Annotated in this window: 21 protein-coding genes; 10 read left to right on the forward strand and 11 right to left on the reverse strand. The window is 57.3% G+C overall.

The window, feature by feature from the left end; all coding sequences use genetic code 11:
• Positions 1 to 11: 11 nt before the first annotated feature.
• The gene (locus MXF20_RS10160) at positions 12 to 1,292 is read left to right on the forward strand and encodes an MFS transporter (protein ID WP_325969145.1); all 1,281 of its coding nucleotides are present in this window, start codon (positions 12 to 14) and stop codon (positions 1,290 to 1,292) included.
• A 50-nt stretch (positions 1,293 to 1,342) separates the two neighbouring features.
• Here MXF20_RS10160 and MXF20_RS10165 read toward each other — a convergent pair whose 3' ends face one another.
• From MXF20_RS10165 to MXF20_RS10175, 3 genes are read right to left on the reverse strand one after another with little or no spacing between them, the layout of a single operon-like run.
• Positions 1,343 to 2,557, reverse strand: a complete 1,215-nt coding sequence (locus MXF20_RS10165; protein WP_325969146.1) for a cytochrome c — start codon at positions 2,555 to 2,557, stop codon at positions 1,343 to 1,345.
• Complete coding sequence (locus MXF20_RS10170; RefSeq protein WP_325969148.1) at positions 2,554 to 4,320, reverse strand: GMC family oxidoreductase; 1,767 nt, start codon at positions 4,318 to 4,320, stop codon at positions 2,554 to 2,556. Before MXF20_RS10170 ends, MXF20_RS10165 begins: the two co-directional genes overlap by 4 nt.
• On the reverse strand, positions 4,321 to 5,067 hold the full coding sequence (locus tag MXF20_RS10175) for a gluconate 2-dehydrogenase subunit 3 family protein (RefSeq protein ID WP_325969149.1): 747 nt from the start codon (positions 5,065 to 5,067) through the stop codon (positions 4,321 to 4,323).
• 276 nt (positions 5,068 to 5,343) lie between these two features.
• On the opposite strand from MXF20_RS10175, the gene MXF20_RS10180 reads away from it, so the two are divergent.
• Positions 5,344 to 6,108 carry an SDR family oxidoreductase gene (locus MXF20_RS10180; protein WP_325969150.1) on the forward strand — a complete coding sequence of 255 codons (765 nt, stop codon included), beginning with the start codon at positions 5,344 to 5,346 and terminating at the stop codon, positions 6,106 to 6,108.
• 60 nt (positions 6,109 to 6,168) lie between these two features.
• On the opposite strand, the gene MXF20_RS10185 is transcribed toward MXF20_RS10180, so the two are convergent.
• Entirely contained in the window at positions 6,169 to 7,038 is an 870-nt protein-coding gene (locus MXF20_RS10185; RefSeq protein ID WP_325969151.1) for an MBL fold metallo-hydrolase, read from the reverse strand.
• Between the two features lie 168 nt (positions 7,039 to 7,206).
• Here MXF20_RS10185 and MXF20_RS10190 point away from each other — a divergent pair, with 168 nt between their 5' ends.
• Positions 7,207 to 8,088: a LysR substrate-binding domain-containing protein gene (locus MXF20_RS10190; RefSeq protein WP_325969153.1), complete on the forward strand. Its 882-nt coding sequence runs from the start codon at positions 7,207 to 7,209 to the stop codon at positions 8,086 to 8,088.
• 20 nt (positions 8,089 to 8,108) lie between these two features.
• On the opposite strand, the gene MXF20_RS10195 is transcribed toward MXF20_RS10190, so the two are convergent.
• On the reverse strand, positions 8,109 to 9,005 hold the full coding sequence (locus MXF20_RS10195) for a TIGR01777 family oxidoreductase (protein ID WP_325969155.1): 897 nt from the start codon (positions 9,003 to 9,005) through the stop codon (positions 8,109 to 8,111).
• Between the two features lie 204 nt (positions 9,006 to 9,209).
• Between MXF20_RS10195 and yfcF the strand changes: the two genes are divergently transcribed.
• Together yfcF and yfcD are read left to right on the forward strand one after the other, a co-directional pair.
• Positions 9,210 to 9,851 carry a glutathione transferase gene (gene yfcF, locus MXF20_RS10200; protein WP_325969156.1) on the forward strand — a complete coding sequence of 214 codons (642 nt, stop codon included), beginning with the start codon at positions 9,210 to 9,212 and terminating at the stop codon, positions 9,849 to 9,851.
• Between the two features lie 105 nt (positions 9,852 to 9,956).
• A complete protein-coding gene (yfcD, locus tag MXF20_RS10205) occupies positions 9,957 to 10,502 on the forward strand; it encodes an NUDIX hydrolase YfcD (protein WP_021509200.1) in 546 nt (181 codons plus the stop codon).
• Positions 10,503 to 10,547: 45 nt separating this feature from the next.
• Here the strand turns inward: yfcD and MXF20_RS10210 are convergent, their stop codons facing one another.
• The 3 genes from MXF20_RS10210 to ackA all read right to left on the reverse strand — a co-directional run bounded on the left by MXF20_RS10210 (position 10,548) and on the right by ackA (position 15,371).
• Positions 10,548 to 11,807, reverse strand: a complete 1,260-nt coding sequence (locus MXF20_RS10210) for a 4-aminobutyrate--2-oxoglutarate transaminase (protein WP_325969157.1) — start codon at positions 11,805 to 11,807, stop codon at positions 10,548 to 10,550.
• 147 nt (positions 11,808 to 11,954) lie between these two features.
• Positions 11,955 to 14,099 carry a phosphate acetyltransferase gene (pta, locus tag MXF20_RS10215; protein WP_176428128.1) on the reverse strand — a complete coding sequence of 715 codons (2,145 nt, stop codon included), beginning with the start codon at positions 14,097 to 14,099 and terminating at the stop codon, positions 11,955 to 11,957.
• Positions 14,100 to 14,168: 69 nt separating this feature from the next.
• A complete protein-coding gene (ackA, locus tag MXF20_RS10220; RefSeq protein WP_325969159.1) occupies positions 14,169 to 15,371 on the reverse strand; it encodes an acetate kinase in 1,203 nt (400 codons plus the stop codon).
• Between the two features lie 339 nt (positions 15,372 to 15,710).
• Here ackA and yfbV point away from each other — a divergent pair, with 339 nt between their 5' ends.
• From yfbV to MXF20_RS10235, 3 genes are all read left to right on the forward strand, one after another.
• Complete coding sequence (yfbV, locus tag MXF20_RS10225; protein ID WP_021509204.1) at positions 15,711 to 16,163, forward strand: terminus macrodomain insulation protein YfbV; 453 nt, start codon at positions 15,711 to 15,713, stop codon at positions 16,161 to 16,163.
• 150 nt (positions 16,164 to 16,313) lie between these two features.
• Complete coding sequence (locus tag MXF20_RS10230) at positions 16,314 to 16,808, forward strand: YfbU family protein (RefSeq protein WP_021509205.1); 495 nt, start codon at positions 16,314 to 16,316, stop codon at positions 16,806 to 16,808.
• Positions 16,809 to 16,822: 14 nt separating this feature from the next.
• A complete protein-coding gene (locus MXF20_RS10235; RefSeq protein WP_325969160.1) occupies positions 16,823 to 17,482 on the forward strand; it encodes a sugar phosphatase in 660 nt (219 codons plus the stop codon).
• 25 nt (positions 17,483 to 17,507) lie between these two features.
• Here the strand turns inward: MXF20_RS10235 and yfbR are convergent, their stop codons facing one another.
• Together yfbR and MXF20_RS10245 are read right to left on the reverse strand one after the other, a co-directional pair.
• Complete coding sequence (yfbR, locus tag MXF20_RS10240) at positions 17,508 to 18,107, reverse strand: 5'-deoxynucleotidase (RefSeq protein ID WP_021509207.1); 600 nt, start codon at positions 18,105 to 18,107, stop codon at positions 17,508 to 17,510.
• Between the two features lie 69 nt (positions 18,108 to 18,176).
• Complete coding sequence (locus tag MXF20_RS10245; RefSeq protein ID WP_325969161.1) at positions 18,177 to 19,394, reverse strand: pyridoxal phosphate-dependent aminotransferase; 1,218 nt, start codon at positions 19,392 to 19,394, stop codon at positions 18,177 to 18,179.
• A 964-nt stretch (positions 19,395 to 20,358) separates the two neighbouring features.
• On the opposite strand from MXF20_RS10245, the gene lrhA reads away from it, so the two are divergent.
• Positions 20,359 to 21,282 (forward strand): transcriptional regulator LrhA, encoded by a 924-nt coding sequence (gene lrhA, locus MXF20_RS10250; RefSeq protein WP_021509211.1) that lies wholly within the window; start codon positions 20,359 to 20,361, stop codon positions 21,280 to 21,282.
• A 48-nt stretch (positions 21,283 to 21,330) separates the two neighbouring features.
• On the opposite strand, the gene MXF20_RS10255 is transcribed toward lrhA, so the two are convergent.
• Entirely contained in the window at positions 21,331 to 21,465 is a 135-nt protein-coding gene (locus tag MXF20_RS10255) for a hypothetical protein (RefSeq protein WP_325969162.1), read from the reverse strand.
• A gap of 477 nt (positions 21,466 to 21,942) precedes the next feature.
• On the opposite strand from MXF20_RS10255, the gene MXF20_RS10260 reads away from it, so the two are divergent.
• Positions 21,943 to 22,386, forward strand: a complete 444-nt coding sequence (locus tag MXF20_RS10260; protein ID WP_021509213.1) for an NADH-quinone oxidoreductase subunit A — start codon at positions 21,943 to 21,945, stop codon at positions 22,384 to 22,386.
• Positions 22,387 to 22,399 lie beyond the last annotated feature (13 nt).

Consider the following 22,399-nt stretch of genomic DNA (forward strand, 5'->3'; position numbering starts at 1 on the left):
GGAAGATTGTCATGCAATCGAACGCATACTGGTTTGGCTTACCGAAAAAGATGTTCTGGGGCTTTCTGGCCATCGCCATTTTTATGGCCGGCGACGGCTTCGAAATGGCGTTCCTGTCGCGCCACATCACTGATATGGGCTTTACCCCCGCTCAGTCGGCGGTAGTGTTTACATTTTACGGTCTGGCCGCCGCGCTGGCGGCGTGGGCTTCCGGCGTGGTGGCGGAACTGATTACGCCGCAGCGCGCCATGATGATTGGCTTTGTGCTGTGGATCGTCATGCATGCGCTGTTTATGTCGCTGGGGCTCGGGCTGCGTAATTATCCGCTGATGGTGCTGTTCTACGGCATTCGCGGGCTGGCCTATCCGCTGTTTATCTACTCGTTCATGATGATGCTGGTGCAGGTGCTGCCGCGTGACAAGCTGGCCGCCGCCACCGGCTGGTTCTGGGCGATGTATTCCGTGGGGATTGGCGTGGTGGGCAGCTATCTGCCGAGCCTGACCATCCCGATGCTGGGCGAAACCGGCACCTTATGGCTGGCGATTGTCTGGGTGGCGTGCGGCGGCGTGCTGGCCTACTTCAGCCTGCGCAACGTGCCGGTAGATCGTTCCCGCGTTAATCTGCCGCTGCGCGATAAGATGACGGAGATGTCGCGTGCCGTGACCATTCTGTTCACCAACCAGCATGTGTTCTATGCCTGCCTGATTCGCATCATCAATACGCTGTCGCTGTTTGGTTTTGCCATCATCATGCCGCTGCTGTTTGTCGATCGGCTCGGCTTTACCATCTCCGAATGGCTGCAGATTTGGGCGGTGTTCTTCTTTGTCACCATCTTTACCAATATTTTCTGGGGCATTACCGGTGAGAAGCTGGGCTGGATCCGCCAGGTGCGCTGGTTCGGCTGTCTCGGTATGGCGATCTCCAGCCTGGCGTTTTACTACCTGCCGCTGTATGCCGGGCATAACTTCTGGGTGGCGCTGATTCCGGCGATCATGCTGGGGATCTTTGTCGCTGCGTTTGTGCCGATGACCGCAGTGTTTCCGACGCTGGAACCGCATCACAAGGGCGCGGCGGTCTCGATTTACAACCTGTCGGCTGGCCTGAGTAACTTTGTGGCCCCGGCGATTGCTTCAGTGCTGCTGCCGTTCTTCGATATCGTCGGGGTGGTGTGGGCTTATACCGCGCTTTACCTGTTCGCCGGCGTGCTGACCTTTATCATCCGCGTGCCGCAGCCGGGGCACACGCGAGAGGCGTCAGCGGTGAAGTCGTCGGTTGCGCAGCAGCGCAGCTGAGTGTCAACCTGTCAGCACCGGCAGCAAGGGCTGCCGGTGCTGACACGGCGCTATTCCAGCTTCTGTTTCACTTTCTTCACGTCGTCAGCGCTCACCGGTGCGGCGGCATTTCCCCAGCTGTTGCGGATATAACTGACCACCGCCGCGATCTCCTCATCACCCAGCGTACCGGCAAAGGCCGGCATCGCCGGTGCTGTGGGGCGGGCATCGGTATCGACACCGCGACTGCCGGCGGCGACCACCCGAATCAGCGAGGTGGCATCCTCCTGATTGAGCAACGGATTGTCCGCCAGCTGCGGGAAGATATTCTTCTCACCGCGGCCGCCCGGGCTGTGGCAGGCTGAACACTTCGCCGCATAAATCTGCGCGCCCAGCTTCATGCGATCGTCCGTCGCGGCAAGTGCGGCGGGCGCTTGCTCATCACGCGATTCCCCGCTTTTCAGGTACACCGCCACCGCCTGCAGATCTTCATCGCGCCAGTGCTGGGTGGAGTGACGCACCGCGTCGGCCATTGGACCGGAAGCGATATCAAAACGGTTCACGCCGGTCCGCAGGTAGCTGACGATATCCTGCTGGCTCCATTTGCCCAGCCCGCTGTGATTGTCAGCGGTGATGTCCGGTGCCATCCAGCCTTCGACCAGTTCGCCGCGCAGAAACGCGCCGTTTTTATCGCCGCCCAGCAGATTTTTCGGCGTGTGGCAGGTGCCGCAGTGGCCCGCGCCCTGCACCAGATACGCACCGCGATTCCACTCAGCGGATTGACTGGCGTCCGGCTGGAACGCGCCACGGTCAAAGTTGATCCAGTTCCACACCATCAGGCTGGTGCGGATGTTGAAAGGAAAGGGCAGCTGATTGGTCTCGACCGGGTGGTGTATCGGCTGCAGCGTCTGCATCCATGCCCACAAATCCTGCAGATCCTTATCCGACATTTTGGTGTACGCGGTGAACGGCATCGCGCCGTACAGCCGCTTGCCGCCGTGGCCGATGCCCTCGGTCATGGCGCGGCGGAAATCTTCATAGCGCCAGTTGCCGATGCCGGTTTCGCGATCCGGCGTGATGTTAGCGCCGACCAGCGTACCAAACGGCGTCTGCAACCTGACGCCACCGGCAAACGGCTGTTGCGGGTCGGCGGTGTGGCAGGCGGTGCAGTCCGCCAGCGTGGCGATATAGCTGCCGCGCGCGTACTGATCGTATTCCGGCTGGGCGTGAGATACAAAGCTGGTGAGCAGCAGCGCGGCAGCGCACAGAGAGAGGCGTGTTTTCATGCGGTAATCATCTCCCCGGGACGTTGCAGGTAGTAGTGACGAATCGCATGCGCCGCTTTGAACGCCAGCGCACCGACGGTGCCGGTCGGGTTATAGCCTGGATTCTGCGGAAAGGCTGACGCGCCTACCACGAACAGGTTAGGCACATCCCACACCTGCAGATGTTTATTGACCGAGCTGGTTGAGGGATCGCTGCCCATGATAAAGCCGCCAACCACGTGCGACGACTGATACGGCACGCTGCTCCAGTGGCCGGTCATCGGTTTGACAATCATCTCGCGTGGGTTCATCGATTTAGCGATTTCCGCCACTTTACCGGTGCAGTACTGCGCCATTTTCAGATCGTTCGCCGCAAAATCGAAGGTGATGCGCAGCAGAGGTCGGCCGTGCGGATCTTTGTAATTGGGATCAAGCGACAGGTAGTTGGTGCGCGTGGTGTAGCTGCTGGCCTCGCAGCCAATCGACATGGTGCTGAGATAGTTGTCTTTCAGTGCGCGCTTCCACTTTGAGCCCCATTTGGGCGTGTTGGGCGGCAGCGGCCGGTAGCCAATCGGCGCCGAGCCAATAGGCGTCACGCGGATGCTGCCACCGCCGAAGAAGCCCAGACCGCTGTGGTCAAAATTATCGTTATTGAATTCATCAATGCCCATGCCCACCGCGCCGGCACCGATAAACGGGTTGAAGTTTTTGTTGTCGAAAAACAGCGTGACGCCGTTGGCGGTCTGATAGGCGTAATTGCGACCGGTGGTGCCTTTGTTGGTGACCGGATCATACGCCTGGCCAATGCCGGACAGCAGCATCAGGCGCACGTTTTCAAAGGTAAAGGCGGCGACGATCACCAGATCGGCTGGCTGTTCCCACTGATCGCCGGAGGAGTCAATATAAGTGACGCCGGTGGCCTGTTTGCCGCTGGCGTCGGTCAGCACTTCCAGCACTTCGCAGTTGGTATACGCGGTAAAGTTCTCTTTGCGCATCAGCGCCGGCAGCACGGTGGTGATGGCGCTGGCTTTCGAGTAGTTGGCGCAGCCGTAGTTGGTGCAGAAGCCGCAGAAGGTGCAGGGGCCCATAGTGACACCATACGGATTGGTGTACGCCTCGGAAACCAGCGAGGAGGGCACGGGAAACGGCTGGTAGCCGAGATTTTTCGCTGCTTCGGCAAACAGCGTCGGACCATAGGGCTGGCGCAGCGGCGGCGTCGGGTAGTCGGCCGACCGTGCACCTTCGAACGGATTGCCGCCCGTGCGTTTCTGTCCCTGAATATTACCGGCGTAACCGGAGGTGCCGGCCACGCGCTCAAATTGCATGTAGTGCGGCTCCATCTCTTCCCAGCTGGTGCCCCAGTCCTGCAGCACCAGCTCATCCGGAATGGCGCTGGCGCCGTAGCGTTCGGTGAGATGGCTTTTCAGGCGAAACTCTTCCGGCTGAAAGCGAAAGGTGATGCCGGCCCAGTGGTTGCCCGCGCCGCCGGTACCGTTGCCCGGATGGAACGAGCCCCAGGTGCGCATCGGCAGGGCGGTTTGCGAGGGATTGTTGCGCATGGTGCAGGTGTTCTGCCGGGTGCGCAGCATCAGCTCTTCGCGCATCACGTAGCGCAGTTCGTCAGTGACGGTGCCAATATTGAAGTCGCGCGCGGTGTCGCGCCACGGGCCGCGCTCAATGCCGATCACGTCCAGGCCTTCGTCGGCCAGTTCATTGGCGATAATCGATCCGGCCCAGCCGAGACCAATCACCACCACATCGGTTTTCGGTAATTTCTTCATCATTTATCCCCGTGCTTTCCATTGCGCAATGCTGATCGGCTCTAAGCCCAGATTTTCGTTGTGGCGCTCAACGTATTCGCGATAGTCATAGCGCGCGCCGGGAAAGCCCAGCATCTTCCACGACACCATGTCTTTGTTGCCGCCGTAGATCGGATCGGCAAAGAAGCCTTCCATGGTGTTGTTCAGCACCTCGAGAAACAGCGACTGCGCATCAAAGCCGCTGAAGTGCACCTTTCCGGCTTCCATGTCTGCCAGCAGCGCGTCCTGCTGCGCTGGCGTCAGATCGACAAAGTTCTTTTGCGAGGTTTGCTGCACGTAGCGGTTGAGCGCCGCCAGCCCCTGGCGATAGCGCTGCTGCGGCACCAGCGGCGACTGGTCGCCCTGCTCGGTGGTGCCCTGCTGAAACGGGCCCTGCATGTAGAGGCGCTCGAAGGTGCCATAAAAGCCGTGCAGCTGGCGGTCGATAAAGACAGCGCAGCCAGCTTCTTTGCCGCCCACGCTCAGCTCGTCTGCCGGGATAATGCGGTCAACCATGGCTTCGACGGTGCGCGCTTCTTCATCGGTGAAGAACAGCCAGCCCTGAGCCTGGAACTGTTCCGGTGGGTTATCGGCGAAGGGCGTCCAGCCGGGTGCGCCCTTGAGGGAGACGGCATCGGCGGCGCGGGTGACGCCGGCGGCGACGCTCAGCGTGGACCAGGTCAGTACCTGGCGTCGTGTGACACCGGGCAGGGTTTTGGCTCGTTTTTTCATTATCGCTTCCAGACAGAGTAAAAAAGACCGCCGGCCCGCGCTACGCCGTGGCGCAACAGGCCAGATTCTTAAGTTTTTGTAAATTTTAGTGGCGAGTGTTAACTGTAGACGGGCTGGATGGCGGCGACCAATAACCGTACAAAAAAGTGCACTATTTGATAATCCGTCGGTTATTTCCTGAACTAAGCGCCACGTTAAATCTGCAGGCTTCGCTTGAACTCAGCGCGCTGGCTGCCAGGCTTAATCGTTTCAACCGCGAAATAACCAGGAGGAAATATGTCGCGCTTTGCAGAGAAAGTGGTGGTGATCACCGGAGCCGGATCCGGCATTGGTGCCGCAGCGGCGCAGCGCTTCGCCAGTGAAGGCGCAAACGTGGTGCTGGTGGGCAGAACCCGTGACAAGCTGGAACAGGTACGGAGCACGCTGAGTGGGGATAATCACCTGGTGGCACCCTGCGACGTTGGCGATGCGGACCAGGTTAAACAGCTGGCAGAGCAGGTGCAGCGTCAGTTTGGGCGCGTGGATGTGCTGGTGAATAATGCCGGCAGTATCGTGCAGGGCAAAATTCACGAAGTGTCGATAGCGGACTGGAAGTCGCTGATGAGCACCGATCTCGACGGCGTGTTTTACTGCACCCACTTCTTCATGCCGGCGCTGCTCAGCAGTAAAGGCAACGTGGTGAATACCTCGTCGGTGTCCGGACTGGGCGGCGACTGGGGCATGAGCGTGTATAACGCCGCTAAGGGCGCGGTGACCAATTTTACCCGCGCGCTGGCCATGGATTACGGTACGGACGGCGTGCGCGTTAACGCCGTTTGCCCTGGCTTTACCTTTACCGATCTCACCGAAGAGATGAAAAACGACGAGGCGCTGCTCGCACGCTTCTATGACCGTATTCCGCTGGGCCGCGCCGGTGAACCGGAAGATATCGCCAGCGCGATTGCTTTCATCGCCAGCGACGACGCGCGTTATATCACCGGCGTTAACCTGCCGGTCGATGGCGGTCTGACGGCGTCAAACGGTCAGCCGAAGCAGGCGTGAGTGATAACAGGCGGAGAGTCAGGTTTTATGTTGCCGCAAATCCGCCTGTTATTTATACTGTCATTCTTCGTTCACTTCACCATTGTGACACACTGACAAATAACTGGCGGTATAACCGCCATCCGCCAGCGCCACGATTCTGGCAAAGCCAGACGCACCAATATGCATGCCGGCAATAACCGTATTTGCCGCTGCGACCTGCTGCAAAATACGCCGGCGCGTCGTTTTGGCCATGACGGGATCAATATCAAAGGCAATGGAAACCTGCGGGCAGGCCAGCTGGATATGTGGGTAATGAACAATATCGCCCCAGATCAGCAGACTGTCGCCGTTTGACTCAATGCTGAACCCACAGTGGCCCGGCGTATGACCGGGTAACGGCAGCGCACGAATTCCCGGGCTGATCTCCTCATCGGTCATCAGCTGCAGCCGCGGGCCATAAGCCTGCAGCGTACGCCGCAACAATGCGCCGTTTAACTGCGCGCGTTCACTCAGCTGGCTGAGCGCCGCGTCATCCTGCCAGAAAGCTGCTTCTGTATGGCTGAGGCAGAGTTGCGCATGGCGAAATACGGGCTGGCCCGCACTGTCCAGTAAACCACCAATATGGTCAGGATGCGCATGGGTTAATAACAGGGTGTCGATGTCGTCCGGCGTTACGCCTGCGCGCTGAAGATGAGCCAGTAATTCGCCGCTGTGCGCATCGCGTTTTCCCATGCCGGTATCCACCAGCATCACGCGTCCCTGACCGCGAATCAGATAACAATACACATGGATTTCACCGGGCTGTGTCATTCCTGCCTCTGATTGCATGCGGGTCGCGTTATCCTGATGAATATCCGTTAATAAATTCAGGTTCGCCTGCATGGTGCCATCGCTGATGGCGCTGACCCGATATTTCCCGATGGTGCGTGAATATATTTTCTGGCTCATGATGATCTCAGTGCGTTAATTATTCGCTCAGGTTAAAAGGGCAATTTCCGCAGCGACTTACTCTCTGCGCGATAATAATCATCTGTCGGTGGCTGTTAACGCGATAATGACGCTAAGATAGCGCACGTGCCTAGCGTCATTTTCGACTGAGTTGAGACCAAAATTGTCATGGACATCAAAATTTTGCGCGCCTTTGCCACCGTCGCTGCGCTGGAGCATATTGGCCAGGCGGCGGAACGGTTACATATTTCGCCGTCACCGCTTAGCCGGCAAATTCAGCAGCTGGAAAGCGAGCTGGGGATGGTGCTGTTTCACCGGGAAAAGAAACGCCTGCGCCTGACGGACGAGGGCCGACGTTTACTCACCGAAGTGACGCCCTTTCTGCAGCATCACGAACGGCTAAAAGAGTATGCGCAGCATCTGCAGGTGGGCGATGCCGGGCGGCTGGATATTGGTTATGTGGAGGCCGCTATTCACTCGCGCCTGCTGCCCGCCGCGCTGGCACGGCTGGCGCCGGGGTCTGGCGTCGATGTCCGGCTGCATGCGTTACGTTCCGCACAGCAAATTGCCCGGTTAGAGGCGGGGGCGATCGATATTGCCATTGTGCATACGCTGCCGCACGACGACGCGGATTTTCTGCATAAGAAGATCGCGACCGAACCGGTGCTGCTGGCGATGCCGAAAGCGAGCGCGCTGAGCGCGCCGGTGCCGGCAGATTTGCATGGCCGCGCATGGATTGCCGACCAGGAAAATCTCAACCCTGCCGCGCGGGTGCGGTTGCTGGCTGCCTGCCAGCGCGCTGGCTTTCAGCCGGATATTCGTTTTGAAGTGAATGGTCCGCTGGCCGCGCTTGCCTGTGTCGAAGCCGGGCTGGGTTTCACGCTGATCCAGCACAGCCTGGCGCGCATCGTACCGGATAACGTTGTGCTGATGCCGCTACCCGATCTGGCGCTGGAGATCGTGCTGTATGCCGTCTGGCGCAGGCAGGATACCCGACCGTTAACGGCGCGTTTTCTCCAGCAGCTTTGCCTCACGCCCGCCGTGGCCTGACTGAAGTCTGAGCGGATTCGCTAACCGGCGACATCCTGCAGCGCTTCCTGCAAGTCGTACCAGCGGAAACCAAAGCCGGACTCCTCCAGCCGCTTCGGCAGCACGTGCTGGCCGCCCAGCACCAGCACTGACGATTCCCCCATCATCAGCTTAATGGCGCTGGCCGGGGTGCGCATAAAGGCCGGACGGTGCATCACGTGGCCCAGCGTGGCGGCGAACTGCTCGTTGCGCACCGCGTAAGGCGCCACCATGTTGAACGGGCCCTGCAACTGATCGTTGTCGATTAGCCACAGGATGGCGTTGACCAGATCGTCCACATGGATCCACGGCAGATACTGTTTGCCGCTGCCAATCGGCCCGCCGACGCCGAGTTTAAACGGCAGCTTCATTTTGCTCAGCGCACCACCTTCGCGCGCCAGCACCACGCCGGTGCGCAGCAGGCACACGCGGGTGCGCTCGCTTTGCGCCTTCAACGCCAGCTGCTCCCAGCGGGCGCACAGCGTATGGGTGAACTCCTCGTGGCCGGGATCGTCCTCGGTCACCACCACATCGCCGGTATCACCGTAAAAGCCGGTGGCCGAGCCGGAAATCAACAGGCGCGGCGGATGGCTGCTGGCGTGGATCAGCGAGACGATCTGCTCAGTGATTTGCCAGCGGCTTTCGCACAGGCGCTGCTTCTGCTGTTCGGTCCAGCGCTTGTCGGCAATCGGCTCACCGGCCAGATTGATCACGCCATCAATGGCATTGAGATCCGACTGCTGATTCAGGCCGGACCACAGCAGCACGCGCGCATCGAGCTTTTCCCGCGCGGCCGCCACGTCGCGCGTCACCACATTCACCTGATGGCCCAGCTGCAGCAGGCGCGGAATCAGATGGCGGCCGATTAAGCCGGTGCCACCGGTAATAAGCAGGTTCATGTTTTGTCTCCCTGTCATTGGTTTTCTGCTCTGAATTGAGCATAGAAGAGAAGTGCAGAGGCGGCGTGACCGCGCTTACGCTTAGCAAGAAAAACGGTCAGTTTGCCGTGGTCCTGCGGCGAAACATCGGACCAGCACGCCATTGCCTTAGCCGGAAAAAATCGGTAAACATGATGCACACCTGACGCTTAGCCGAGGCAGCTGATGAACTATCCCGCCATTACCTTGTGGTCCGATTCCTGTTTTTTTAGCCCGTATGCCATGTCAGTTTATGTTGCGCTTACCGAGAAGGGCATTCCCTTTACGATTAAGCGCGTTGACCTGTCGCGCAATGCGCAGCTGGATGACGAATACCGCGGCCTGTCGCTAACCTGCCGCGTACCCACGTTGCAAATTGATGATGTCAGCCTGAATGAATCCTCGGCCATCGCCGAATACCTCGAAGAACGTTTTCCGGCACCGGAGTTCGAACGCCTCTATCCGCGCGATCGCGAAAAACGAGCACACGCGCGCGAAGTGCAGGCGTGGCTGCGCAGCGATTTGCTGGCGCTGCGCACGGAGCGTCCCACTGAAGTGCTGTTTGCCGGCGAACGCTTTGCGCCGCTCACGCCCGCTGGCGAACAGGCGGCGAGTAAACTGATTGCGGCGGTACAGCGCCTGCTGCCGGACGGCCAACAGAACCTGTTTGGCGAATGGTCGATTGCCGATACCGATCTGGCGGTAATGATTAACCGGCTGGCGCTGCACGGCGATCCGCTGCCGGTGAAGCTGCAGCACTATGCCGAATTCCAGTGGCAGCGCGCCTCGGTGCAGCTGTGGCTGGCCGAGTCGGGTAAAGCACGCTAAAACCTTGCGGCGGCGAAAAGAACACTTTACCTTAGCGCTCATTCTAATAAAGCATCGCAAACAGGCGCGTGCTGGGCACGCCGAAAACAGAGAAAGGGTTACCGGATGGTGGATCAAACGGCAGGTGACGGTATCGAGTGGGTGGATATCGTTAGCGAAGAGAACGAAGTGATTGCGCAGGCCAGCCGTGCGCAGATGCGTGCGCAATGTCTGCGCCATCGCGCTACCTACATCGTGGTGCACGATGGCATGGGCAAAATTCTGGTGCAACGGCGTACCGAGAGCAAAGATTTCATGCCGGGTATGCTGGATGCCACCGCAGGCGGCGTGGTGCAAAGCGGTGAAGATCTGCTGGAATCCGCGCGTCGTGAAGCGGAAGAGGAACTTGGCATCGCTGATGTCCCGTTCGCCGAGCACGGCAAATTCTACTTCGAAGATCAGCACTGCCGCGTGTGGGGTGGGCTGTTCAGCTGCGTGTCACACGGTCCGTTTGCCATGCAGGAAGAGGAAGTGGATGAAGTATTCTGGATGACGCCGGAAGAGATCACCGCCCGCTGTGATGAATTCACCGATGATTCACTGAAAGCGCTGTCGCTGTGGCTGAGCCGCAACAGTGACGCGGTGCGCAGTAAGCAAAGCAGCGAAGCCTGATTCCTGCGCTTCCACAGCAAGGCACCGTAACGGTGCCTTTTGTGTTTAATGCTGGCTGAGAATGCGGGTGAGAATGTTCAGCGCCGTGCTGAACTGCGCGTCGGGAATGGTCAGCGGATAAAGAAAGCGGATCACGTTACCGTGCACGCCGCAGGTTAGCAGAATCAATCCTTCGTCCAGCGCCTGCTGCTGAATTGCTTTGGCGATCTCCGCCGAGGGCCGGCCGCTGGCGTCATGGAACTCCGCCGCCATCATCGAGCCATAGCCGCGCACCTCGGCCAGCGCACGGCAGCCGGCGCCGTTCAACGCTTCCGCCAGCTGCGTACCGAGCCATTGTGCACGCGCGCACAGGTTTTCCTCGCTGATAATATCCAGCACCGCATGTGCGGCGGCAATCGCCGGCGGATGGCCGGCATAAGTGCCGCCCAGACCGCCCGGCTCTGGTGCATCCATCACCGCGGCCCGGCCGCTCACTGCCGACAGCGGAAACCCGCCTGCCAGACTTTTCGCCAGCGTGATGAGATCCGGCTGCACCTCATAATATTCGCTGGCAAACAGCCTGCCGGTGCGCGCAAAGCCGCTTTGTACTTCATCGGCGATCAGCAGAATGCCGTGGCGATCGCACAGCTGACGCAGCGCCGTCACGAACGCTGACGGCGCGACATAAAATCCGCCTTCGCCCTGGACCGGTTCAAAGATGATGGCCGCGACCTGCTGTGGCGCGATGTCGCTGCGGAAAATCGTCTCCAGACTGTCGAGCGCATCCTGCACGCTGACGTTATGCAGCGCATTGGGGTAGCGCGCGTGAAACACCGGGCTGGCAAACGGGCCGAAGCCGGTTTTATAAGGCACGACTTTGCCGGTCAGCGCCATGGTCATGTTGGTGCGACCGTGGAACGCGCCGCTGAAGGCAATAATTCCCGGACGGCCGGTGGCTGCGCGGGCGATTTTCACCGCATTCTCGACCGCCTCGGCACCAGTGGAGAAGAAGGTGGTTTTCACGGCGCCCGCAATCGGCACCAGCGCATTCAGACGCTCCGCAAGGTGAATGTAGTTCTCATACGGCACGATTTGAAACGCGGTATGGGTGAAACAGTCCAGCTGCTGCTGTACCGCCGCCAGCACTCTGGGATGCCGGTGTCCGGTATTGAGCACCGCAATGCCGGCGGCGAAATCAATATATTCGCGCCCCTGCGGATCCCACAGCGTGGCGTTTTCGGCTTTCGCCGCAAAGAAATCACACATCACGCCCACGCCACGCGGCGTGGCCTGTAACCGGCGGCTGTGCACATCACTGTTGCTCATTGCTGACCTCGTAAGTCGCGGGAGAGTGTAATCAGTGTTAGCGCGCAGGCGGGATTTTGCCAGTGCGTTTATACGGGCAGGGTTGAGGCGCAGGATAAAAAAAAGCACGCCCGGACGGGCGTGCTGTTCAACAGGCAGGGAAGGGGATTAGCCTTCAGCCTGCTGTGACTGGATGGCCGTCAGTGCGATGGTATAGACGATATCGTCGACCAGCGCGCCGCGTGACAGGTCGTTAACCGGTTTGCGCATGCCCTGCAGCATCGGCCCGATGGAGATCAGGTCGGCTGAACGCTGCACCGCTTTATATGTGGTGTTACCGGTGTTGAGATCCGGGAAGATAAACACCGTCGCGCGTCCGGCCACCGCCGAGTTCGGCGCTTTAGACTTGGCGACGTCTTCCATGATCGCGGCGTCGTACTGCAGCGGGCCATCGATCACCAGATCCGGACGTTTTTCCTGCGCAATGCGCGTTGCTTCACGCACTTTCTCGACGTCGCTACCGGCACCGGAGTTACCGGTAGAGTAGGAGATCATCGCCACGCGTGGATCGATGCCGAAGGCTTTGGCAGAGTCGGCGGACTGAATCGCGATCTCGGCCAGCTGCTCCGGATTCGGATCCGGGTTGATGGCGCAGTCACCGTATACCAGCACCTGCTCTGGCAGCAGCATGAAGAACACCGAGGAGACCAGCGAGCTGTTCGGCGCGGTTTTGATCAGCTGCAACGGCGGACGAATGGTGTTGGCGGTGGTATGAACTGCGCCCGAGACCAGACCGTCAACTTCGCCGCTTTCCAGCATCATGGTGCCCAGCACCACGTTATCTTCCAGCTGCTCCTGCGCCACCACTTCGGTCATGCCTTTGCTCTTACGCAGCTCAACCAGGCGCGGCACGTAGTTATCACGCACTACCTGCGGATCGACAATTTCGATGCCTTTGCCGAGCTCAACGCCCTGCGCTGCGGCCACGCGCTGAATCTCATCCGGATTACCCAGCAGCACACAGGTGGCGATGCCGCGCTCGGCACAAATCGCCGCCGCTTTAACGGTACGCGGTTCGTCGCCTTCCGGCAGCACGATGCGTTTGCCAGCTTTACGCGCCAGCTCGGTGAGCTGGTAACGGAATGCCGGCGGTGACAGACGGCGGCTGCGTTCGGACGTCGCGGTCAGCGATTCAACCCAGTCGGCATTGATAAAGCCGGCCACGTACTCCTGCACTTTTTCAATGCGCTGCGTGTCGTCAGCCGGCACTTCGAGGTTAAAGCTCTGCAGGCTGAGGGAGGTTTGCCAGGTGTTGGTTTTCACCATGAACACCGGCAGACCGGTCTGGAAGGCGCGTTCGCACAGGCGGGCAATCGGCGCTTCAATCTGATAGCCGCCGGTCAGCAACACCGCACCAATTTCGATGCCGTTCATTGCCGCCAGACAGGCCGCCACTAACACGTCAGGACGGTCGGCGGAGGTCACCAGCAGCGAGCCCGGACGGAAGTGCTCCAGCATATGCGGAATGCTGCGCGCGCAGAAGGTGACGGATTTGACGCGACGGGTGTGGATTTCACCTTCGTTGATGATCTCCGCGTTGAGATGGCGGCACATATCAATGGCGCGCGTCGCGATCAGATCAAAGCTCCACGGCACACAGCCCAGCACCGGCAGCGGGCTGTTGGCGAACAGCTGCTTAGGATCGATGTTGGCGATGCTGGCTTTCGAGGAGTCGTCGAAAATCTCTGACAGATCCGGACGGGTACGGCCCTGCTCATCCACTGGTGCGTTGAGTTTGTTGATGATGACGCCGGTGATGTTTTTGTTTTTGCTGCCGCCGAAGCTGCTCTGCGTCAGTTCGATACGCTCTTTCAGCTGTGCCGGCGAGTCGTTACCCAGCGACATGACGAAGACGATTTCCGCGTTCAGCGTTTTGGCAATTTCATAATTGAGCGCCGAGGCAAACTGATGTTTGCGCGTCGGAACCAGACCTTCGACCAGCACCACTTCCGCATCTTTGGCGTTGGCGTGGTAGTTGGCGATGATCTCTTCCATCAGTACATCCTGCTGGTTGGAACCCAGCAGCGACTCAACGCGGGACATCGGCAGCGGAACCGCAGCCGGAATCGCGGAGTTTTTGCGAATGATGGTGGTGGTCTGGTCCGGCGCATCGCCGCCAGCGCGCGGCTGGGCGATCGGTTTGAATACGCTCAGGCGTACGCCTTTGCGCTCCATGGCACGAATCACGCCAAGGCTGACGCTGGTCAGGCCGACGCTGGTGCCGGTAGGAATAAGCATAATTGTACGTGACACTATAGAAACCTCGCGGTGTTACAGGGTGTCAAAAACAACACCGTCAGCCGAAGCTGACGGTGAGAAACATTACGCGGTGAGGCGCGCGGCGTCCTGGGCGATGACCCACTCTTCATTGGTCGGAATCACCACCGCCGGGCGGGTGCCCTCTTTATTGATAAAGCCGGATTTGCCGAAGCGTGCGGCCAGGTTGCGCTCGTGGTCCACTTCGAAGCCAAGCAGAGCCAGTTTACCCAGCGCCAGCTCACGCACCATCGCGGCGTTTTCACCGATACCGCCGGTGAACACCACCGCATCCAGACGGCCTTCCATCAGCGCGGTGTAGCTGCCGATGTACTTCGCCAGGCGGTGACAGAACACATCCATCGCACGTTTGGCATCGTCTTTGGTGGCGTAGTTATCTTCCACGTAGCGGCAGTCGCTGGTGACTTCGGTCAGGCCGAGCAGGCCGGACTCTTTGGTCAGCAGTTTGTTGATCGCATCGACGCTCATGCCCAGCGTATCGTGCAGGAAGAAGACGATGGCCGGATCGATGTCACCGCTGCGGGTGCCCATTACCAGGCCTTCCAGCGGCGTCAGGCCCATCGAAGTATCCACGCACTGACCGTTACGGATGGCCGCAACAGAACCGCCGTTGCCGAGATGGCAGGTGATGATGTTCAGCTCGCTGACCGGCTTGTTCAGCATTTTGGCGGCTTCCTGCGTCACATAGTAGTGGCTGGTGCCGTGGGCGCCGTAGCGACGCACGCCGTGCTCTTTATACAGATTGTATGGCAGGGCATAGAGATAGGACTCTTCCGGCATAGTCTGATGGAATGCGGTGTCGAAAACGGCGACATTTTTATCCGACAGGTGCGGGAAGTTTTTCATGGCTTCGTCGATACCGATCAGGTGTGCCGGATTGTGCAGCGGCGCGAACGAAGAGGCGTCTTTGATGCCCTGAATCACGGACTCGTCAATCACTACCGATTGCGTCAGCTGCTCGCCGCCGTGAACGATACGATGACCGATTGCAGCGATTTGTGCCGAAAGCTCTGGTTTTTGTGCCAGAATAGTTTTAACGATGAAGTTGAGCGCTTCGCTGTGCGCGGCACCCGCGCCGAGCGGGGCTTCCTGTTTGCTGCCTTCCAGTTTCCACTTGATGCGCGCTTCCGGCAGGTGGAAGCACTCCGCCAGACCGGAAAGGTATTCGTCACCGCTGGCTGGATTGAGAATGGCAAACTTGAGAGAGGAGCTGCCGCAGTTGAGGACCAGTACTAACTTCGTCGACATGGAAGTACCTATTTTGTTAAATAGTGGCTAAAAATAACGCAATCAGACTAACAGCGTAGCCTATGAAAGCTGGTAGATTAATGATTAACATCATGCGCTAGTCAAAAAAGAAACGACACGCAAAAAATTTCGGTAATTTTACGCAGATTTTTTAAATCCACGAAGCGAAACATGGCTCCAGCGCGCTCTTTTATTGAGCTTTAGCTTCCGGTAATGTTGCTAAAACGGCGTCAGAATACCCACTGTGACCCGCAAAGACAAAATCTTTTGAAGGATGTCACGTAAAGTTGTGTAGTTATAAAATTTTTTTAAATATTGCAGTATTAGTTGAGGTCTAACATGGCGAATGACGCAGGCAATCCAGGCTGGTTCGGCTTATTTCAGCGCGGCCAGCACTACATGAAAACCTGGCCCGCCGACAAACGTCTGGCGCCGGTGTTTCCTGAGAACCGTGTGGTCACGGCAACCCGCTTTGCGATTCGCTTTATGCCGCCGCTGGCCATTTTTACCCTGACGTGGCAAATCGCGCTGGGCGGTCAGCTCGGTCCGGCGATTGCCACCGCGCTGTTTGCCTGCAGCCTGCCAATGCAGGGATTGTGGTGGCTGGGCAAGCGCTCGGTTACGCCGCTGCCGCCCACGCTGCTGCACTGGTTCCATGAGGTGCGCGCCAAACTGGAAGAGGCTGGCCAGGCGATTGCGCCGGTAGATGGCAAACCCACTTATCAGGCGCTGGCGGATGTGCTGAAACGCGCCTTTAAGCAGCTCGATCGTACCTTCCTCGACGATCTTTGATCGACAGGCGCATTTCCCTGCCAGAGAAATTGCGCCAGATCCCGGTTCAAATCAAAGAATAGTGATGCGGACATACACGCATCGCTTTCGTTATGTAATCATTTCTGCATTGTTTAAATCTTAAGCGGCTTTACGGCCCGGGAGTAAACCATGGAAATGACCCACGCACAGCGACTGATTCTTTCTAATCAATACCAGATGATGGCGATGCTTGAGCCGGATAACGCCGAGCGCTATCGCCGCTATCAGACCATCATTGAACGCGGCTACGGCCTGCAGCTGCGCGAACTGGACAAAGAGTTCGGCGAGCTGAGCGAAGCAACCTGCCGCACGCTGATCGACATCATGGAGATGCATCATGCGCTGCATGTGTCATGGTCCAATCATAAAGCGCCGTGCAATATCGAAGAACGCCGCCTGGCGTTTCTCGGCTTTGACGCAGCCACCGAAGCGCGTTACCTCGGTTATGTGCGCTTCATGGTTAACGTGGAAGGGCGCTATACCCATTTCGATTCCGGCACCCATGGCTTCAATGCGCAAACTCCAATGTGGGAAAAATACCAACGCATGCTGGCGGTGTGGCACACTTGTCCGCGTCAGTATCACCTCAGCGAGAATGAGATCGCGCAAATCCTCAATGCCTGAATAAGGAGCGACGTGTGAAGTACAGGGGTTTTCTGTTTGATTTAGACGGGACGCTGGTGGATTCCCTGCCGGCCGTGAATCGCGCCTGGTCACGCTGGGGCCAGCGCCACGGATTAGCCGCAGAGCAGGTGCTGGATTACATTCACGGCAAACCGGCCATCAACTCGCTGCGTCACTTTATGGCGGGCCAGCCTGAAGCGGCGATTCAGGCCGAGTTCCGCTGGCTGGAGCAGCTGGAAGCAGAAGACACGGCGGGCGTACAGGCGATTGCCGGCGCGCAGGCGCTGCTGGCGACGTTAAACGCGCTCAGCATTCCCTGGGCGATTGTCACCTCGGGGTCGATCCCGGTGGCGCACGCGCGCCACAAGGCGGGCGGTTTACCGCTGCCGGAAGTCTTCATCACCGCTGAGAACATCAAACTCGGCAAGCCCCATCCTGAACCCTATCTGCTGGGCGCTGAACGGCTCGGACTTTCTGCGACAGAATGCGTGGTGGTGGAAGACGCGCCGGCCGGCATTATCGCCGGGCTGGAAGCGGGCAGCGCGGTGGTGGCGGTCAATCCACCGGCCGATGCGCCACGCCTGAGTGAAGTGGCGCTGCAGGTGAAGAATCTGCAGCCGCTGCACATCAGTCCACAGCCGGACGGCTACTTCAGCGTGACGATCAGCGCCTGAAACAGCCTGCGCTGAGCAGCAAAGGTCAGAGCGGCGTGTCCTGGGAAATTTCATCCAGCGACAGGCTGAAGCTGGGGATGAAGACTTCAACGAAGTAGTCCATCTCCGGCGATCGCCGCTGTGCCAGCGTCTTTTCCAGGCGGGCTTTGGCCAGCAGAAACTCGTTGTTGCCTGCCGACAACTCTTCAAGGCACTTGAGGTAGGCGCACAGCGCATCGGCCTGCTTCACCACCGCCTGTTCGCTTTCGCTGTGCAGGTGCTCATCCAGCAGCGGACGATACGCATCCTGCAACTCGGGCGGCAGCATCTCAATCAGCTTGTGCTGAGCAATCTTTTCGATCTTTTTGTATTCGTGAGCAATCTGCGCGTTGTAATACTTCACTGGCGTGGGCAGATCGCCGGTCAGCACTTCGCTGGCATCGTGATACAGCGCCAGCATGGCGATGCGATCGGCATTCAGGTTACCGTTAAACTTTTTGTTTTTGATGATGGCCAGCGCGTGCGCCACCATCGCCACCTGCAGACTGTGCTCGGAGACGTTTTCCGTGCGCACATTGCGCATCAGCGGCCAGCGGTTGATGAGTTTCAGGCGAGAGAGATGGGCGAAAAAGTGGCTACGGGTCATGAACGGTTCCTGTTGCACGGCGGGGAGCTGTGCGGCTCCCCGAAAGTTAAACAGTATACGCGTCACAGATTACTGGCGATAGCCTTGCAGGAAACGGCCAAACTTGTTAACCGCCATCTCCAGATCGTCGACGCGCGGCAGGGTAACGATGCGCACGTGATCTGGCCACGGCCAGTTGAAAGCGGTGCCCTGGACCAGCAGCACTTTTTCCTGCAGCAGAAAATCCAGCACCATTTTCTGATCATCCATGATGTTGAATTTTTTCGCATCAATGCGCGGGAACATATAGAGCGCGCCCTGCGGCTTGACGCAGCTGACGCCGGGAATGTCGTTGATCAGTTCCCAGGCGCGCTGACGCTGCTCGTACAACCGTCCGCCCGGCGCGATAAACTCGCTGATGCTTTGATAGCCGCCCAGCGCGGTCTGAATCGCGTGCTGCGCCGGCACGTTGGCGCACAGACGCATTGATGCCAGCATCTCCAGACCTTCAATGTAGCCTTTGGCGTGCTTTTTCGGTCCGTTCAGCACCATCCAGCCCTGGCGGAATCCCGCCACGCGGTAAGTTTTGGACAGTCCGTTGAAGGTCACGGTCAGCAGATCCGGCGCCAGTGCGGCAATCGAATGGTGCTGGGCTTCGTCATACAGAATCTTGTCGTAGATCTCGTCGGCGAAGATGATCAGATTATGCTGGCGGGCGATTTCAACAATCTCCAGCAGCAGCTCTTTGCTGTACACCGCACCGGTCGGGTTATTGGGGTTGATAATCACGATTCCGCGGGTGCGCGGCGTGATTTTGCTGCGGATATCATCCAGGTCCGGGAACCAGCCCGCGGATTCGTCACACAGATAGTGCACCGCTTTGCCGCTCGACAGCGAAACCGCCGCCGTCCACAGCGGATAATCTGGCGCGGGCACCAGCATCTCATCGCCGCTGTTCAGCAGCGCCTGCATCGCCTGCACGATCAGTTCCGAGACGCCGTTACCGATATAGATATCTTCTACCGTGACGTCGCGCATCTCGCGTGCCTGGTAGTGTTGCATGATCGCTTTACGGGCTGAATAGAGTCCCTTTGAGTCGCAATAGCCTTGTGCGCTCGGCAGGTTACGAATCACGTCGACCAGGATTTCATCAGGAGCTTCAAAACCAAACGGGGCAGGGTTGCCGATGTTGAGTTTGAGAACTTTGTTGCCTTCTTCTTCGAGACGTTTAGCTTCTTTCAGTACCGGGCCACGGATGTCGTAACAGACATTTTCCAGCTTGCCGGATTTATCAATTTGAAAATTCATCGTTACCGCCTTTATGGGCAGAGTCCTTTTAACCTGCCACTAAAATCAAACCTGCTCAATTTACTCCTCTCACCGTAACAAAAGAAGGGTAGCGCTGGGTTTTGGCGTGATAGCCAGGGTTTGCCGGATTCGCTGGCGCGAAACGCATTTTTAATGATGAAAACTGGTTTAATAATCTATTAAGATGGCTGAATTCAGGATTAAAAACTTGTGCTGGCGCTACCGCCTGTAAACGGCGCAATCCAGCGCCGTGCAGGGCTATTCAGCAATTTTTCATTTAACTCTGGCCTGGAGAATGGTTAGCGACTTGATGAAATAGTTAAAGGAATCTTGTTGGATGCCGAAAAAATGTGCAGAGATAATTAAGCACTATCTGACAGGCGGCGATCGTTGCTGATGTTCGCCGTGCAAAGGGGCCGGAACCAGACCGCGCCAGCAGGGAAAAAAAGCGGACGAAACCGGCTTAAATGGCATTTACGCTGTCACTTTAACGCTTATCATTAAGTTTAAGAAACAGGCGGGTTAAAAAACAGCCAGCAGTGTGGCAGGATGTGCCGGAAATGGCTTTTGGTCAAAAATTACGATGTTTTGAACAAAAACATTTCCATTTATAGCGTAAAAATGATTAAGTATAATTTATTATTTGATGCACTTTATCGCTCGCATCAGCATAACAAGATGTTATTCCTTTTTTGCCCCGCAGGCCCTTTCGGCGGGAAACCAGGCAACTACACAGCTTCCAGCAACGTTCTACTGACGTCTTTGGCCCAGAAGTTGTTCTGTCTTTTACGACGCCGTTGCCCGCTTTGCGGCGACGTGTTCGTCGGCATCCGCCTGACACGATTTTTTCATGAGCGCCTTCACACAGGGCGAACATTAAGCACCATTACCACTTATCTCCCTGATAAGTCTGGTAATACACCAGGGTAGTAGTTTCAAAAAATCTTATAAGTGAAGAAATAACATGACTAATGCAAATCGTCCGATACTGAATCTCGACCTCGATCTGCTGCGTACTTTTGTTGCCGTTGCTGACCTGAATACCTTTGCAGCAGCCGCTGCAGCAGTATGCAGAACGCAATCAGCCGTAAGCCAGCAGATGCAACGTCTGGAACAATTGGTAGGTAAAGAGCTGTTTGCCAGACATGGACGTAACAAATTGCTGACTGAGCATGGCATTCAGTTGCTTGGATATGCCAGGAAGATCCTGCGTTTCAACGATGAAGCCTGCACCTCGTTAATGTACAGCAATATCCAGGGTGTGCTGACAATCGGCGCCTCTGATGATACCTCCGATACCATTCTGCCGTTCCTGCTTAACCGCGTAACGTCGGTGTATCCGAAGCTGGCAATCGATGTCCGCGTGAAGCGCAATCCGTTTATGATGGAGATGCTGAACCAGGGCGAAGTGGATCTGGTGGTGACGACGTCCAGTCCGGGCAACTTTACCTATCAGGTGCTGCGTACCTCGCCAACGCTGTGGTACTGCGCGGCGGATTACATCTTCCAGCGCGGTGAAGCGATTCCACTGGTTCTGCTGGATGAGCCAAGCCCGTACCGTGACATGGCGATCGATCACCTCAACGAAGCAGGCATTCCGTGGCGTATCTCGTACGTGGCTTCCACACTGGCCGCCGTTCGTGCGGCGGTGAAAGCCGGTCTGGGCGTCACCGCACGTCCGGTGGAGATGATGAGCCCGGAGCTGCGCGTAATGGGTGCAGCAGAAGGTCTGCCGGTGCTGCCGGACACGCAATATCTGTTGTGCCGCAATCCGGACAGCGATAACGAGCTGGCACTGGCCATCTTCAACGCGATGCAGTCCACTAACGATCCTTACAACCTGAGCGCGAATCCGGACGGTACGCTGCTGCTGGATGATGAAGAGTAAGGTTGACCATTACGGGTAATCGTTCGCAACCGGCATGCCCGATAATTGTTAAAAGTTAGAGAAAAGAGCCTTAGCCTGATGAAAATCAGCTAAGGCTTTTTTTATCGCTATTACTTTCGCTTTTTTAGCACGATTCGCACCAGATAATTTCACTAACTTCCTGAAAAGTGAAATGTGTTTCATTTTCATCCTGCGCGGAATTTATTTATCATTTCGTGCCAACTTTATCTCCGCCTGTCGCGCTGCCAGCTGCCGTTTTTTCCAGCAAAAAACGTCAATATGTGTTCTGGATCAAAAAAATACCCCCGATAAGGGGGGGGAAATCCGCGCAAGACCTGTCAAACTATGATTGTTAAACGCACGATCCATGCATGTGAATTCCCGCTACACTGAAATTAACCGTACAAACTGAAGCGATTTAGCTGGCGCTCAGGGGTACATATGTTAATAATATGATGCGGGTGTAAATTAATGTTTGGATACTTTTGTCAAAGTTGACAAAAGGTTATAGAAAGGAGTAAAAAACCCCATAAAATTGCTGCTTAATTGATAAAGACAGCAAAGTTTATAAGGTTTTTTATCCTTCCCTTGAATCGATGTGGTGTGTTTGCTGCGACAGTGCAGGATGCCATCGCCACTTTTGATGAGTAAGCAAAGAGTATGTCAACAACCACAGAAGTCATCGCTCATCACTGGGCGTTTATTGTTTTCATTGTTATCGCGTTTGGCCTGTGTGCCTTTATGTTAACCGGTGGCTGGTTGTTAGGTGGACGTGCGCGTGCGCGCCACAAAGACACGCCGTTCGAATCCGGTATTGAATCCGTTGGTGATACCCACATCCGCCTCTCGGCGAAATTCTATCTGGTTGCGATGTTTTTCGTCATTTTCGACGTCGAAGCCCTCTATCTATACGCATGGTCGACCTCCATCCGCGAAAGCGGCTGGGTCGGCTTTGTCGAAGCCGCAATTTTCATTTTGGTGCTCCTGGCAGGCCTGGTTTATCTGGTGCGCATCGGTGCGCTGGATTGGGCGCCTGCGCGTCGTCGCGTAGTCGTCAAATCAAGCCCGGTCAGCCACAGTCACACCAACCCTCATAAGCAGTAAAAGCGAGGCAATA

It is taken from the genome of Pantoea dispersa, from assembly GCF_035783935.1.
Lineage (GTDB): Bacteria > Pseudomonadota > Gammaproteobacteria > Enterobacterales > Enterobacteriaceae > Pantoea > Pantoea dispersa_C.